This window comes from Kineococcus sp. G2, assembly GCF_037154035.1.
GTDB lineage: Bacteria > Actinomycetota > Actinomycetes > Actinomycetales > Kineococcaceae > Kineococcus.
On the sequence record NZ_JBBBEM010000021.1, the window covers coordinates 12,145 to 26,999 of the forward strand.

Consider the following 14,855-nt stretch of genomic DNA (forward strand, 5'->3'; position numbering starts at 1 on the left):
CACACGTCCGAACACAAGTGCTGTGCGCTCCTGTTCGAGCGTGTTGACTCACCGGGTCGCGCACGGCATCCTCGACCGGTCGCCGGCCCGGAGGGAGGAGTGCCCGACGTGCTCGCCCGCAGCCGCCAGGAGGCGATCCTCGACGCCGTGCGCCGGCGCGGCAGCGTCCGCGTCGCCGACCTCGTCGACCAGCTCGGCGTCTCCGACATGACGGTGCGCCGCGACATCGCCGAGCTGTCCCGGCGCGGTCTGGTGGACCGCGTCCACGGCGGCGCCGCCGCCCCCGGCAGCAGCACAGAGCCCGGCTTCGCCGCGAAGTCCACGGTGCAGACGGCGCAGAAGCGCGCCATCGCCGCGCTGGCCGCCTCCCTCGTCGAGCCCGGCGCGTCCGTGGCCCTGTCCGCGGGCACCACCACCGTCGAGGTCGCCCGGCAGCTGCGCGACGTGCCCGGCCTGACCGTGGTGACGAACTCCCCGCCCGCCGCCGAGCTCCTGCACGACCCCGCCCGCGGCGACCGCACCGTCGTGCTCACCGGCGGCATCCGCACCCCCTCCGACGCCCTCGTCGGGCCGGTGGCGGTGCGCAGCCTGCAGGACCTGCACGTGGACCACCTGTTCCTCGGCGTGCACGGCCTGCACGCGCGCGCGGGGCTGACCACCCCGAACCTCGTCGAGGGCGAGACCGACCGGGCCCTCGTCGCCGCCGCCTCCTCCGTGGTGGTGGTCGCCGACGCCACCAAGTGGGGCGTCGTGGGCCTGACCACGATCGCCGCGCTGGAGGAGGTCGACGTCCTCGTCAGCGACGACGGCCTGCCCGCCGCCGCCCGCCGGGTGCTCGCCGAGCGCACCGGCCGGCTGCTGCTGGCGGACGTCCCCGCGAGCACCACCGCACCCCACCAGGAGGAACCGTGAGCAGCACCCCCGGCGCGGACGGCGTGCACCGCAGCGCCACCCACGCGTACCGGCGCAGCACGGCCCGCATGGCCGACGGCCGCGAGCTGATCTACTTCGACGACACCGAGCCGTGGCTGTCCGGCGAGCGCGCCCGCGACGCGGTCGACCACCGGCCGCTGCCGCCGGCCGACGAGGTGGTGCGCGGCGGCTCGCAGGTGCGCCGCGACCCGCTGACGGGCGACTGGATCGCGATGGCCTCGCACCGCAACGACCGCACCCTCATGCCGCCGCCGGACCAGGACCCCCTGGCACCCACGGTCCCGGGCGGTTTCCCCACCGAGATCCCCGACGACGCCTACGACGTCGTGGTGTTCGAGAACCGGTTCCCGTCGTTCTCCACCCGCGTGGGCGGCGAGCCGGGTCTCGTGGACGGGGAGGAGCTGTGGCCGGTGCGCCCCGGCGCCGGGCGCACGGAGGTCATCTGCTTCACCAGCGAGGCGTCCGGCTCGTTCGGGACGCTGGACCCGCGCCGCGCCCGCACGGTCGTGGAGGCGTGGGTGGACCGCACCGAGGGCCTGGCCCGGGTGCCGGGCGTGGAGCAGGTGTTCTGCTTCGAGAACCGCGGCGAGGAGATCGGGGTCACCCTCCCCCACCCGCACGGGCAGATCTACGGCTACCCGTTCACCACGCCGCGGACGGCGACGATGCTGCGCCGGGCCACCGAGCACCGCGCGGCCACGGGCCGCAACCTGTTCCGCGACGTGCTCGACGCCGAGCGCCGCGCCGGCACCCGCGTCGTGCTGGAGACGGAGCACTGGACGGCGTACGTGCCGGCGGCGGCCCGCTGGCCGGTCGAGGTGCACCTCGCCCCGCACCGCGACGTGCCCGACCTGCCGGCCCTGGACGACGCCGAGCGCGCCGACCTGGTCACCGCCTACCTGGACCTGCTGGGCAGGCTGGACCGCTACTACCCCGACGACCACCCGCTGCCGTACATCGCCGGCTGGCACCAGGCCCCGGTGCGCACCGGGCGTGAGGAGTTCCGCTTGCACCTGCAGGTCTTCAGCGTGCTGCGCGGCCCCGGCAAGGTGAAGTACCTGGCCGGTTCGGAGTCCGCGATGGCCGCCTGGATCAACGACACCACCCCGGAGCGGATCGCCGCGCGGCTGCGGGAGGTGGCCGCGTGAGCACCCCGCCGTTCTTCGAGGCCCCCGCGCGGGCCGAGGCCGCCGAGGCCGCCGCCGACGCGTACCGCGACGCCTTCGGCGAGACGCCGGAGGGCGTGTGGTCGGCACCGGGCCGGGTGAACCTCATCGGCGAGCACGTCGACTACACCGGCGGGCTGTGCCTGCCGCTGGCGCTGCCGCACCGCACGTTCGTCGCGCTCAGCCCCCGCCACGACGACGTGGTGCGGGTCCGCTCGGCGCAGGAGGCCGGCGCCGACTGGGAGGGGTCCCTGGCCGGCGTCGGGCCGGGCTCGCCGGACGGGTGGGCCGCGTACGTCGCCGGGGTGCCGTGGGCGATGGGGTCCGGGCACGGCTTCGACGCCGTCGTCGACGGGCACGTGCCGCTGGGTTCCGGCCTGTCGTCGTCGGCGGCGCTGGAGTGCGCGGTGGCGATCGCGCTGGCCGACCTGGACGACCTGCCCACCGACGACGCGGGGCGGGCGGAGCTGGCCGGGGCGTGCGTGCAGGCGGAGAACGTCGTCGCCGGGGCGAACACCGGCGGGATGGACCAGGCCGCGTCGCTGCGCTGCCGCGAGGGGCAGGCGATCCTGCTGGACACCCGCGACGACTCCGTGACGCACCTGCCGCTGGACCTGGCCGGCGCCGGGCTGGCGCTGCTCGTCGTGGACACCCGCGCCGCGCACTCCCACTCCGGCGGCGAGTACGGCGCGCGCCGCGCCGACGTGGAGCGCGCCGCGCGCGTGCTCGGGGTGCCGGACCTGCGGGCCGTCGCGGCCGACGGCCTGGAGGACGCCCTGGCGCGGCTGGCCGGCGAGGAGGGGGCGCAGGTGCTGCAGCGGCGCGTGCGGCACGCGGTCACCGAGATCGACCGGGTCGCCCGCACCGCGCAGCTGCTGCGCGCCGGCCGGGTGCGGGAGATCGGTGCGCTGATGGACGCCTCGCACGAGTCGCTGCGCCACGACTACGAGGTCTCCGCCCGCGAGCTGGACCTCGTGGTGGACACCGCCCGCGCCGCCGGGGCGCTGGGCGCGCGGATGACCGGGGGCGGTTTCGGCGGGTCGGCGATCGCGCTGGTCGAGCGCGACGCGGTGCCGGAGGTGGCGGCCGCGGTGCGCGACGCGTTCGCCCGCGAGGAGCTGCGCGCGCCGCAGTTCCTGGCCGCGCTGCCGTCGGAGGGCGCCGGGCGCGACGCCTGAGGCGGCCGGCCGCGGGTCCTCGGGCGGGATCTTCCGCCGAGGACCCGTGCGCGGGCGCCCCGCGGGGGTACGGTCGCCTGACCGCCTCCAGCTGCGGGGGCACGCCCGTCTCACCGGGAGGAGCCTTGGTGAGCACGCCGGTGCCGGGTGCCGCCGCGCCCGCACCCGCCGAGCTGCTGCAGCACGTCCAGCGCGTGGCCCGCCACCTGACCGGTGCCTCCGGTGCGGCCGACGTGCTGCAGGAGCTGGCCCGGGCCGCCGTCGGCGTCCTGGGGGCCGACGGGGCCGGTGTCGTCGTGCCCGGCGAGGGCGGGCTGCTGCGGCTGGCCTCCGTCGCCGGTGGCGGCGCCGTCGCCGAGGTCGAGGCCGCGCAGGAGCTGCTGCGCGAGGGCCCCTGCTGGGACGCGCACGAGCGCGGCGGCGCGGTCCTGTCCGCGGACCTCGCGGTGGAGGGCGACTGGCCGCGCTTCCAGCGGCGCGCCGCCGAGGCCGGTCTGCACGGGGTGTGCGCGCTGCCGCTGCGCAGCGGGGGCGAGGGGCTGGGCGTCCTGGACCTCTACCGCCGCGAACCGCACCGCTGGAGCGGCGCGGAGCTGGCGGTGGCGGACGCCTTCGCCGACCTGGCCGCGTGCTGCCTGGCGGCGGCCCGCGACCGCGAGGAGACCCGGCGAGCCCGGGAGGACCTGACGTACCGCGTCGCCCACGACGCCCTGACCGGCCTGCCCGTGCGGCACGTGTTCGTCGCGGCGCTGGTCGAGGCCCTGCGCACCCTGCGGCCGGGTCGCCTGCTGGGCGTGATGTTCGTGGACCTGGACGGCCTCAAGCACACCAACGACACCCGCGGGCACCTGGCCGGGGACCAGCTGATCCGCGCCAGCGCGCGCCGGCTGGAGCGGGCCGTGCGCCCGCGCGACGTGGTGGCGCGGGTGGGCGGCGACGAGTTCCTCGTGCTGCTGCGCGACCTGCGCTCGCCCGCCCAGGCCTCGGCGATCGCCGGGCGCGTGGTGCGCGAGTTCGCGGCGCCGGCGTCGCTGGACGACGTGGAGGTGCAGCCGTCGGCCAGCATCGGCGTCGCCGTCACGGCCGTCCGCGACGAGGGTGCCGACGGGCGCCTCGCGGACCACCTCGTCTCGCGCGCCGACGCCGCCATGTACGAGGCGAAGCGCGCGGGCCGCGGCCGGTACGCGCTGTTCAGCGCCGGCGACGACGCGACGGAGCCCACCGCCGCGACCTGGTGAGCGGCACCTCGTCCCCCGCGTTCGCCCGCGGTTCACCGTCCGTCCGCTCCGCGGTGGCCCGGGCGCGGGGCGCGGTGGGCAGCATCGCCCCCGTGCAGGGGTGGGGGGTCGTCGCGGTGGCGCTGTCGGCGCTGCTGTCCGGCGCGGTCCTGGGCGGCTCGTGGTGGCTGAACCGGCGGGCGTGGCGCGCGCGCGTGGACGCCGACCGGCGCTGGCTGCGCGCCCGCGGCGTCGATCCGGGCCAGGCGCCGCCCGTCCCGGCGGCCTGGCGCCTGGTGCTCACCGGGGACCTGGCCCCGGACGGCTCGTTCCTGCTGGACCTGGCCGAGCAGGACGCGGCGGCGCGCCCGGGTGACCGCTCCCGCCGCTGAACCCGCCGCTGCTGCGGCCGCCCGCTACAGCAGCCCCTCGAGCTCCCCGGCCCACGCCGCGGCGTGGAGGCCGTCGGCGTCCTCCTCGTCCCCCGCGCTCTCGCGCGGTTCGCACCACACCGTCTTGCCGGGTCCCGCACCGGTCGGCAGGGGGTCCACCCCCCATCGCGTGCAGGCGGCCGCCACCAGGTGCAGGCCCCGCCCGGTGGTGGCGGCGGCGCCGAGGTGGCGCTGCTGCACCGGCACGGGCGAGGAGTCGGTGACCTCCACGCGCACCCGCCCGCCGGGCACCTCCCGCACCGCGACCGTGAACGCGGTGCCGGCGTGCAGCAGCGCGTTCGTCACCAGCTCCGAGACCGCCAGCTCGGCGGACTCCTCCACCGCCCCGGCGCCGAGCTCGGCCAGCGCCCGCCGCACGTGGCGGCGGGCGGCGGAGACCGCGCTGGCCACCGACTCCAGCACGAGCGGGTCGCCCACCACCCGGCCGGCCGGTGCACCGCCCGCGACGGCGGGCTCCTCCGGCAGCGGCGCCGGGACGGGCCGGGCGGGAGCGGGCGGGAGCGGGGCGATGTCGGCCGGTTCGTCGCGCCGGGAGGGCCCGTGCCAGGGGCGCGGGGAGCCGCCCGCGAGCTGGCGCAGGATCTCCCCGAACAGCCAGCGCCGGAACGTCACCAGCTCCTCGGAGGCCGGCAGGGTCAGCAGGTGGCGCCGGTCGCGGCAGAACCCGTCGGCCTCCTCCAGCGCGTCCAGCAGGCGCTGCACGTACCCGGCCGACGCCGGTGAGGCGTCGTAGACGGCGTCGAAGAACTCCTCCCCCGCCGCCAGCGCCTCCTCCATGGCCCCGGCGCGCTGGGCCCGGTACGGGGCGTAGGTGGTGTGCAGCTCCACGGCCAGCTCCAGCAGGCGCCCGGGCAGCGTGGAGCCGGTGCTGCGCTCCTCACCGATCCGGACGAGCGCCAGCTCCCGCAGCAGCCCCTCCACGTGCGTGCTCAACCGCTCCCGCGTGCGCAGCGGCAGGCCGAGCAGGTGCACCCGCACCGTCGGGGCACCGTCCGAGGGGGCACCGGTCGTCGCGTCACCAGCCACCCGCCCAGCGTGGCACGGCGGCGGCGCGCACGACCGGGGCGGGGTGGCGCGCCGCACCGCGTCACGTCACGTCCATGCGCTGCAGGCGCCACGACGACAGCGCCACCGCCACCACCGCCACCCCGGCGAGCACCAGCGCCGACGTCGTCACCCCCGTGGCGGCGACCGTGCCCAGCGGCACGTCCCCGGGCGTGGCGAGGGTGGCGACGCGGCGGCCGTAGGAGCCGATCGACAGCCCCCGCAGCGCCGGCGCCAGCCCCGCCAGGAACGTCTCCCACAGCACCACGTAGGCCAGGCCCGCCAGCAGGCCGCGCCGCGCCAGCAGCGACAGCAGCACGAACAGGGCGCAGTACGCCGCCGCGGTCAGCGCCGTGGCCAGCACCAGACCGGCCACGACCTCACCGGCGGGCAGGTTGATCGAGACGCCCACCACCGCGCAGGCCACGACCGCCGGGACGCACACCACGACCGTCGACACCCACGCCGCCGCGGCGCGCGCCACCACGACGTGCCAGCGGGGCCGCACCAGGGCCCGCAGCAGCGGCAGCGTGCCGCTCTCGCGCTCGTCGCCGAACGCACCGGTGCCCAGCACCAGCGCCACGATCGGCACCACCAGCCCCACCAGCAGGTCGCCGGCCAGCGTGGTCTGCAGCCCGTAGCGCGCGGGCACGCTGGTGGCGGCCAGCACCACCACCGCCACCGCCGCCACCGCCAGCGGCAGCAGCGCCAGCGCCGCGGTGCGCCCGCGCAGCAGCACCGCGCGCAGCGAGAAGCCGAACAGGGTCGTGGAGAACCCGCCGGAACCGCCCCCCGCCCCCCGCGCGCTCTCCCGCGCACTCTCCCGCGTCGTCCCGCTCACCGGCCCGCTCCCCTCGCCCGGCGCACCAGGTGCGCGAACGTGCTCTCCAGGTCCTCACCCACCGGCTCCACCCGCCGCAGGGTGGCGCCCACCCGCCGCGCCAGCGCCGGCACCGCCTCGGCCAGCGCGGTGGCGCGCGGCGCCTGCACCAGCACGCCGCCGCGGCCGGTGGTGTCGCGCTGCACGGACTCCACGACGCCCTCCGCCAGCAGCAGCCCCGCCAGCTCCAGCACGCGCGGGCCGTCCAGGTGCACGGTGCGGGGCCGGTCCACCAGCAGGTCCCGGATCGCGGCCGGCTCGCCCTCGGCGACGAGGCGGCCGTTGACGACCACCAGCACCCGGCTCGCCATCCGCTCCACCTCGGCCAGCACGTGGGAGGACACCAGCACCGTGCGGCCCTCCTCGCCCAGCGAGGCCACCAGGTCCACGTCGGCGCGCCGCTGCGCGGGGTCCAGGCCGTTGAACGGCTCGTCCAGCAGCAGCACCCGCGGGTCGTGCACGAGGGCCTGGGCCAGGCGCACCCGCTGGCGCATCCCCTTGGAGAAGCCCCCCACCCGCCGGTGCGCGGCCGCGCCCAGGCCCACCCGGTCCAGCACGGCGCTCGCTGCCGCGGAGGCGTCGCGCACCCCGCGCTGGCGGGCCAGGAACGCCACCTGCGCGTGGGCGGTGGCGTGCGACCAGGTGCCCTCCCCGTCGGGCACGACGCCCAGCGCCCGGTGCACGCCCACCTCGGCGTGGGGGTCGCCGCCGAGGACCCGCACCCGGCCCTGGCTGGGGCGCACCGAGCCCGCCAGCAGCGACAGCACCGTGGACTTGCCCGCGCCGTTGTGCCCCAGCAGGCCGGTGACGCCCGGCCCGAGGGTGAACGAGACGTCCGAGAGCGCCACCGTGTCGCCGAACCAGCGGCTGACGCGGTCCACCTCCACCACGGCCCCAGCCGCCGCACCCGCAGCCGCACCCGCCTGAACCGCACCGCCCACCGTCGCGCTCACGCGTCGCCCCCCCTGCCGTAGCGGCCGACGAGCACGGCCGAGCCCGCGACGACCAGCGCCGCCCACACCACCCACGCCAGCGCGCCCTGCGGCGCCGGCGCACCGTCCACCACCGCCGTGGCCAGCAGCACCGGCCCACCCGCGGGGTCGAACGCCAGCGGCCAGTCCGCCTCGACCACCACCGCCACCAGGCGGCTCAGCACCGGCCCCACCAGCACCACCGCCAGGTAGCCGCCCACGGCCACGATCCGCCGCGACGTCAGCGACGCCACCGCCAGCCCCAGCGCCGCGTTCGGCAGCACCACCACCAGCGAGGCCAGCAGGATGCGGGGCAGGTCGCCGACGTGCTCGGCGAACCAGCCGCCCGGGTCGCCGGCCGTGGCGATCGAGCCGACGAACAGCACCAGCGCCGGCCCCAGCACGATCAGCAGCAGCAGCGACACCGCCGACAGCGCCGCCCCCAGCACGTACTCCGCGCGCGAGAGCGCCGTGGCGAAGTACAGCGAGAGCACCCGGTCGCGCCGGTCCCGGGTGAGGACCGTCGGCACCGCGGTGGCGACGAACGCCAGCACCACCACCGAGTTCGTCGCCAGCAGCTGCGGGTAGCCGATGAGCTCGGTCGGCTGCACGTCCACCTGGGGGACGAGCAGCGGCACCGCCACCACCGCCAGCGCCGGCAGGTACGCCGCCGCCAGCAGCAGGAACGGCCACACCTTCGAGCCCGCGCTGCGCCGCAGCCCCAGCGGCCGGCGCACCCCGGCCGCCACCAGCGCGGCCACCGCGCTGCGCCGCGGGCGCAGCGCGCCCGTGAACCGCGAGTACCGCACGTCGTGCAGCACCGCCCGCGGCGCCCCCGCCCCGCGGGGTCCACCGCCCGCGCCCCCGCCGGACACCCCGCCGGGCACCTCGCTGGACACCTCAGCCACCGGTCCGCTCACCCCGCCCCTCCATCGCGTCCAGCACCACGTCCTCCAGCCCGCGGCCGTCGGCCACCAGCCGCACCAGCGCCCGCCCCTGCTCGGCGGCCAGGTCCCGCACGACGTCCAGCGCCGCGTCCGTGCCGGCGCTGATCCCCACGTCGCCGGCCGGTGTCGGCGCCACCCGCACCCCCAGCGGCGCCAGCCGCGGCGCCAGCGCGGCCGCGAACTCCGCGGGGTCCCCGCCGACGCGCACGTGGACCGCGCCGCCGGGGTCGTGGCCGACCGCCACGGGACGCTGCGCGGCCAGCGCGCCGGCGCGCAGCACCACCACCTCGTCGCAGGTGCGCTCCACGTCGTCGAGCACGTGGGAGCTGGTCACCACGCGCACGCCCAGGTCGCGCGAGAGCCGCCGCACCAGCTGCAGCATCTCCTCGCGCCCCGCCGGGTCCAGCCCCGACGTCGGCTCGTCCAGCAGCACCAGCTCGGGGCCGTGCACGAGGGCCTGCGCGAGCTTCGTGCGCTGCTGCATGCCCAGGGAGTAGGTGCCCACCGGGCGGCGGCGCTCCTCCTCCAGCCCGACCGCGAACAGCACCTCGCTGGCCCGGCGCACCGCGTCCCGGTGCCCCAGCCCGCGCAGGCGCGCCAGGTGCACGCACACCTCCTGCGCCGACATGTCCAGCGGCAGGCACGGGTGCTCCGGCATGAACCCCACCCGCCGGCGCACCTCGTCGCGCTCGCGGGCCGCGTCCATCCCCAGCACGCGCAGCGTCCCGGAGTCCGGGCGCACCAGTCCCAGGGCCACCCGCATGAACGTGGACTTGCCGGCGCCGTTCGCGCCGAGCAGGCCCGTGGCGGGCGCGGTGAACGCGACCGTCAGGCCGTCCAGCGCCCGCACCTCGCCGAAGGTCCTGCTGAGCCCGGTGCACTCGATCGCCGGGGGGTCCGTCGTCGTCACGCGGCCAGACAACCACTCCGCGGGCCCTCGCGGGTCGGTCGTGCGGCGCGGGTAGGTCGGACGTTCGGTGGTGATCCTGTGCGCCGGCCGTGCGACGGGCGGACACGGGGGCCGGTGCGCGCCGTCGCCGGCGCCGCGACCGCGGTGCTCCTCGCGGCGGGCCCGGCGCGGTCGGGTCAGGCGCCGTAGGTGACGACCACGGGCGCGTGGTCGCTGAACCGCTCCGCGTAGGAGGGGGCGCGGTCGACCACGGCGCCCGTCGCGCGCGCGGCGAGCTCCCCGGTGGCGACGTGCAGGTCGATGCGCCAGCCGGTGTCCCGGTCGAACGCCTGGCCGCGCCAGCTCCACCACGAGTAGGGCCCCTCGACGCCCGGGTGGAGCGAGCGCACCACGTCCACCCACCCGGCGGCGAACCAGCGGTCGTAGTAGGCGCGCTCCTCGGGCAGGAAACCCGCCTTCTTCAGGTTCCCCTTCCAGTTCCTGATGTCCTCGTTGCGGTGGGCGACGTTGTAGTCCCCGCACACGAGGGCGTGGTTCCCGCTGCGCCGCAGCTGCTCCAGCCGCGCCGTCACCGCGTCGAGGAACGCCGTCTTGTCGTCCTGCTTCTCGGTGCCCGCCTCGCCGGTGTGCACGTACACCGACACCACGGTCACCGTGCCCGCCGGCGTCTCGACGTCCAGCTCCACCCAGCGGCCGGCGCCGTCGAAGCGCGGGTGCAGCGCGCTGCGCTGCTCCCCCGCCGGCAACCGGGTGGCCACCGCGACACCGGCGCGGCCCTTCGTGCCGGCGTCGGTGGGCTCGCAGTGGGCGATGTGCCAGCCGTCGCCGAGGGCCTCGTCGAGCAGGGCCCCCAGCACCTCGTCGGGGGCGCGCACCTCCTGCAGGCACAGCACGTCCGGGTCGCGCTCGGCGAGCCAGGCCCCCATGCCGCGGCGCACGGCGGCGCGGATGCCGTTGACGTTGACGGTGGCGACGGTGAACTGCTGCTGCGGGGTCTTCGCTGCGGGCACGGGGCGGCACGCTACCCGGGGCCGGCCGGGGCGGCGGTGCGGGTTCAGCCGGCGGGCGCGACGGGCACCATCGCCGAACGGCTCCTGTCCCAGACGCGGGGGCCGCGCTCGGCGTACCGGGTGGCGAGCAGCTCGCGGACCTGCTCGAACGTCAGGCCCGGGTCCGCGACGCGGTGCTGCCCGGTCTCCTCGAACCGGTCCTCCGCGAAGCAGTAGGCGACCTGGTCGAGGGCGTTCATCTGCCGGATCGTGATCAGCTCGTCCACCAGGGCGTCGGCGGGGGCGGCCGCCCGCGGGTGCAGGCCGCGGGCGGCGGTGAGGAACTCCTCGCCGCGCGCGTCGTCGGTGAAGGTGTACCGGTTGCCGCCGTCGCCGCCGTCGTGGGCGACCAGGCCGAAGCTCTGCCCGTGGCGCAGCAGGTCGCACGACCAGGCGACGCGCCCGCCCGACTCCTCCTCCCGGTACCCGCTGACGCTGTAGCGCTGGTGGGGGTGGCTGACCGGCACGGGCACGACGGGCTCCTCGGGGACGGGACGCGGACGGTGGGCATCCTGGGCCGCGGCCGCCTCCCCGGGCCACCGGCAGCACGGGGGCGGGCCGGGCGACGGCCCGCCCCCGCGGTGCGTCAGCGCAGGCCCGCGGCCCGCTCGGCGGACTCCACGACGTTCGTCAGCAGCAGCGCCCGCGTCATCGGCCCCACCCCGCCGGGGTTGGGGGCCACGAACCCGGCGACCTCGGCGACGTCGAGGGCGACGTCCCCGGTGAGCTTCGCCTTGCCCGTGACCGGGTCCAGGACGCGCGAGACGCCCACGTCGAGCACCGCGGCACCGGGCTTGACGACGTCCCTCGTCACCAGGCCGGGCACGCCCGCCGCGGCGACGACCACGTCGGCGCGGCGCAGGTGCGCGGCGAGGTCCCTCGTGCCGGTGTGGCAGAGGGTGACCGTGGCGTTGGGGTGCCGGCGGGTCAGCAGCAGACCGATGGGGCGGCCCACCGTGACCCCGCGGCCCACCACGACGACCTCCGCGCCGTCCAGGGGGACGTCGTGGCGCAGCAGCAGGTCGATGACTCCGCGCGGGGTGCACGGCAGGGGGGAGGTGATCTCCTCACCGACCCGCAGCACCAGCCGGCCCAGGTTCGTCGGGTGCAGGCCGTCGGCGTCCTTGGCGGGGTCCACCGCCTCCAGCACCCGGTTGGCGTCGACGCCCTTCGGCAGCGGCAGCTGCACGATGAACCCGGTGCAGTCCGGGTTCGCGTTCAGCTGCGCGATCTCCGACTCGATCTCGCCCTGGGTGGCGGTGGCGGGCAGCTCCACCTGGATCGAGGAGATGCCGACCTCGGCGCAGTCGCGGTGCTTGCCGCGCACGTACGACGCCGAGCCGGGGTCGTCGCCGACCAGGACGGTGCCCAGGCCCGGCACGACGCCGCGCTCGCGCAGCACCGCCACGCGCTCGGCCAGGTCGGCCTTGACCGCCGCCGCGGCGGCCTTGCCGTCGAGGACGACCGCGCTCACGCGAAGGTCTCCGCGGCCGGGTACAGCGGGAAGCGCTCGGTCAGCGCCGCCACGCGCGCACGCAGCGCCTCGGCGTCGAAGGTCGGCTTCAGCGCCTGCGCGATGACGTCGGCGACCTCGGTGAACTCCGCCGCGCCGAAGCCGCGGGTGGCCAGCGCCGGGGTGCCGATGCGCAGGCCGGAGGTGACCATCGGCGGGCGCGGGTCGAACGGCACCGCGTTGCGGTTCACGGTGATGCCGACCTCGTGCAGGCGGTCCTCGGCCTGCTGGCCGTCCAGCTGCGACTCGCGCAGGTCCACCAGCACCAGGTGCACGTCGGTGCCGCCGGTCAGGACGGACACGCCGGCCTCCTTCGCGTCGGCCGCGGTGAGGCGCTCGGCGATGATCTTCGCGCCCTCCAGGGTGCGTTCCTGGCGCTCGCGGAACTCCTCCGAGCCGGCCACCTTGAACGCCACGGCCTTGGCGGCCACGACGTGCATGAGCGGGCCGCCCTGCTGGCCGGGGAACACCGCCGAGTCGACCTTCTTCGCGAACTCGCCCGTGGTGAGGATCAGGCCCGAGCGGGGCCCGGCGAGCGTCTTGTGCACGGTGGAGGTGACCACGTGCGCGTGCGGCACCGGCGAGGGGTGCAGCCCGGCGGCGACGAGGCCCGCGAAGTGCGCCATGTCGACCATGAGGTGCGCGCCGACCTCGTCGGCGATCTCGCGGAACGCGGCGAAGTCCAGCTGGCGCGGGTACGCCGACCAGCCGGCGATGATCAGCTTGGGCCGGGCCGACAGGGCGGTGGCGCGCACGACGTCCATGTCCACGCGGAACGTCTGCGGGTCCACCCCGTAGGCGGAGACGTCGTACATGCGGCCCGAGAAGTTGATCTTCATGCCGTGGGTGAGGTGACCGCCGTGGGCCAGCTCCAGGCCCAGGATGCCGTCGCCGCCGCGGATGAACGCGTGCATGGCCGCCGCGTTCGCGCTGGCGCCGGAGTGCGGCTGCACGTTGGCGTGCTCGGCGCCGAACAGCTCCTTGGCCCGGGTGCGGGCCAGCTCCTCGGCGACGTCGACGTGCTCGCAGCCGCCGTAGTAGCGCTTGCCCGGGTAGCCCTCGGCGTACTTGTTGGTCAGCACCGAACCCTGCGCCTGCAGGACCGCGCGGGGCGCGAAGTTCTCGCTGGCGATCATCTCCAGGGTGTCGCGCTGGCGGCCCAGCTCGGCGTCGAGGACCGCGGCGATCTCGGGGTCGACCTCGGCGAGCGGCCGGTCGGTGACCCCGGCGGGCGCGGTGGGGGTGGGCAGGACGTCGGTCACGTATCGCTCCTCTGGCTCGGGCGGCGGTGGCGACGCGAGGCCCAGGCGGACGACCCCGTGAACGGCGGGCGGACCCGCTCCGCGGACCACCCGTTGCCGCTCCCCGGTGGTGACCACCCTCGCCAGTCGCGGCAGCGCCAGCCTAGCCCAGCGGCCCGACGGCCCGGTGGGCCCTTCAGCGCCGGGCGGCGGCCTCCAGGACCGTGCGCATCTTCGCCGCCGTCTCGCGCACCTCGGCCTCCGGGTCGGAGCCGGCGACGATGCCCGCACCGCCCAGGATGCGCAGCAGGTTGCCGGCGACCTCGGCGCAGCGCACCCCCACCACCCACTCGCCGTCGCCGTCGCCGTCCTGCCAGCCGACCGCGCCGGCGTAGCAGCCGCGGTCGACCTCCTCCACCTCGCGGATCACCTGCGCGGCGGCGCGGCGCGGGGAGCCGCCGACGGCGGGCGTGGGGTGCAGGGCCGCCACGAGGTCCACCGACGTGGTCCCCGTGTCGTTGAGCAGGGCGGTGACGCGCGTGGCCAGGTGCCACACGGTGGGGGTGGCCAGCAGCTCCGGCTCCGGGGCGCTGACCGTGCGGCACAGCGGCCGCAGCGTCTCCACCACGGCCTCCACCACGTAGGCGTGCTCGCGGCGGTCCTTGTCGGAGGCCATCAGGGCGTCGGCGCGGCGCAGGTCCTCCGCCGGCTCCGGCGAGCGCGGCACCGACCCCGCCAGCGGGCGCAGCAGCACGCTGGGGCCGCGGCGGCGCAGCAGCAGCTCCGGGCTGGCGCCCACCAGCCAGCGCCCGCCGGGCAGCGCCGGGTCGTCCACCGGCACCGCGAGGGTCGTGGCGGCGGGGTTGCGCGCGGCCAGCTCGGCGACGAGCTGCGGCACCGACCAGTCCCCCAGGGCCGTCAGCTCCAGCGAGCGGGCCAGCACCACCTTCTGCACCTCGCCGGCGTCGATGCGCTCCAGCGCCGCGCGCACGCTCGCCGCGTACCGGGCCGGGGTGGGCCACGGGCGGCTGCGCGCCACCGTCACCGGGGCCGGCAGCCGGCCGGGCACGGGCGCCAGCGGCCCCGGGGTGCGCACCGCCGGGCCCACCCGCAGCGCACCCGGCGCGGCCAGGTCGAAGGGCACCGCCCCGGCGACGAGGACGCCCTCCGGCTCGTCCTCCAGCGCGCGGGCGGTGCACCGCAGCTGCTCGGCGCCGGAGCCGCCGGGCACGAGCGGGCGCGGCCCCGTCTGCACCAGGGTGCTCTTGGCGTCGGAGAAGACGGTGGCGCCGGCACGCAGCGCGAGGACCGCCGCGGCGGGTTCTGGCACGCGCCCACCCTAGGCTTGCCGCTC

Annotated in this window: 15 protein-coding genes; 5 read left to right on the forward strand and 10 right to left on the reverse strand. The window is 77.4% G+C overall.

Annotated elements, in window-relative coordinates:
* Positions 1–108 precede the first annotated feature (108 nt).
* The 5 genes from V9U69_RS04830 to V9U69_RS04850 all read left to right on the forward strand — a co-directional run bounded on the left by V9U69_RS04830 (position 109) and on the right by V9U69_RS04850 (position 4,886).
* Entirely contained in the window at positions 109–912 is an 804-nt protein-coding gene (locus V9U69_RS04830) for a DeoR/GlpR family DNA-binding transcription regulator (RefSeq protein WP_337060174.1), read from the forward strand.
* A gap of 68 nt (positions 913–980) precedes the next feature.
* Positions 981–2,081 (forward strand): galactose-1-phosphate uridylyltransferase, encoded by a 1,101-nt coding sequence (gene galT / locus V9U69_RS04835; protein WP_442907597.1) that lies wholly within the window; start codon positions 981–983, stop codon positions 2,079–2,081.
* Positions 2,078–3,277, forward strand: coding sequence for a galactokinase (gene galK / locus V9U69_RS04840; RefSeq protein ID WP_337060176.1), 1,200 nt, complete (start codon positions 2,078–2,080; stop codon positions 3,275–3,277). The genes galT and galK overlap by 4 nt, the downstream gene beginning before the upstream one ends.
* 128 nt (positions 3,278–3,405) lie before the next feature.
* On the forward strand, positions 3,406–4,515 hold the full coding sequence (locus V9U69_RS04845) for a sensor domain-containing diguanylate cyclase (protein ID WP_337060177.1): 1,110 nt from the start codon (positions 3,406–3,408) through the stop codon (positions 4,513–4,515).
* A 92-nt stretch (positions 4,516–4,607) separates the two neighbouring features.
* Complete coding sequence (locus V9U69_RS04850; protein ID WP_337060178.1) at positions 4,608–4,886, forward strand: hypothetical protein; 279 nt, start codon at positions 4,608–4,610, stop codon at positions 4,884–4,886.
* A gap of 24 nt (positions 4,887–4,910) precedes the next feature.
* On the opposite strand, the gene V9U69_RS04855 is transcribed toward V9U69_RS04850, so the two are convergent.
* The 10 genes from V9U69_RS04855 to V9U69_RS04900 all read right to left on the reverse strand — a co-directional run bounded on the left by V9U69_RS04855 (position 4,911) and on the right by V9U69_RS04900 (position 14,831).
* Positions 4,911–5,972 carry an ATP-binding protein gene (locus tag V9U69_RS04855; RefSeq protein ID WP_337060179.1) on the reverse strand — a complete coding sequence of 354 codons (1,062 nt, stop codon included), beginning with the start codon at positions 5,970–5,972 and terminating at the stop codon, positions 4,911–4,913.
* Positions 5,973–6,033: 61 nt separating this feature from the next.
* Positions 6,034–6,831, reverse strand: a complete 798-nt coding sequence (locus V9U69_RS04860) for an ABC transporter permease subunit (protein WP_337060180.1) — start codon at positions 6,829–6,831, stop codon at positions 6,034–6,036.
* A complete protein-coding gene (locus tag V9U69_RS04865; protein ID WP_337060181.1) occupies positions 6,828–7,823 on the reverse strand; it encodes an ABC transporter ATP-binding protein in 996 nt (331 codons plus the stop codon). The genes V9U69_RS04860 and V9U69_RS04865 overlap by 4 nt, the downstream gene beginning before the upstream one ends.
* On the reverse strand, positions 7,820–8,761 hold the full coding sequence (locus tag V9U69_RS04870) for a hypothetical protein (protein WP_337060182.1): 942 nt from the start codon (positions 8,759–8,761) through the stop codon (positions 7,820–7,822). Before V9U69_RS04870 ends, V9U69_RS04865 begins: the two co-directional genes overlap by 4 nt.
* Positions 8,742–9,698, reverse strand: a complete 957-nt coding sequence (locus V9U69_RS04875; RefSeq protein WP_337060183.1) for an ABC transporter ATP-binding protein — start codon at positions 9,696–9,698, stop codon at positions 8,742–8,744. The genes V9U69_RS04870 and V9U69_RS04875 overlap by 20 nt, the downstream gene beginning before the upstream one ends.
* Before the next feature lie 176 nt (positions 9,699–9,874).
* A complete protein-coding gene (locus V9U69_RS04880; RefSeq protein ID WP_337060184.1) occupies positions 9,875–10,708 on the reverse strand; it encodes an exodeoxyribonuclease III in 834 nt (277 codons plus the stop codon).
* A gap of 44 nt (positions 10,709–10,752) precedes the next feature.
* A complete protein-coding gene (locus V9U69_RS04885) occupies positions 10,753–11,220 on the reverse strand; it encodes a hypothetical protein (RefSeq protein WP_337060185.1) in 468 nt (155 codons plus the stop codon).
* A 113-nt stretch (positions 11,221–11,333) separates the two neighbouring features.
* A complete protein-coding gene (locus tag V9U69_RS04890; protein WP_337060186.1) occupies positions 11,334–12,221 on the reverse strand; it encodes a bifunctional methylenetetrahydrofolate dehydrogenase/methenyltetrahydrofolate cyclohydrolase in 888 nt (295 codons plus the stop codon).
* Positions 12,218–13,522, reverse strand: a complete 1,305-nt coding sequence (gene glyA / locus V9U69_RS04895) for a serine hydroxymethyltransferase (RefSeq protein ID WP_337060187.1) — start codon at positions 13,520–13,522, stop codon at positions 12,218–12,220. The genes V9U69_RS04890 and glyA overlap by 4 nt, the downstream gene beginning before the upstream one ends.
* A 175-nt stretch (positions 13,523–13,697) precedes the next feature.
* Entirely contained in the window at positions 13,698–14,831 is a 1,134-nt protein-coding gene (locus V9U69_RS04900) for an isochorismate synthase (protein ID WP_337060188.1), read from the reverse strand.
* Positions 14,832–14,855 lie beyond the last annotated feature (24 nt).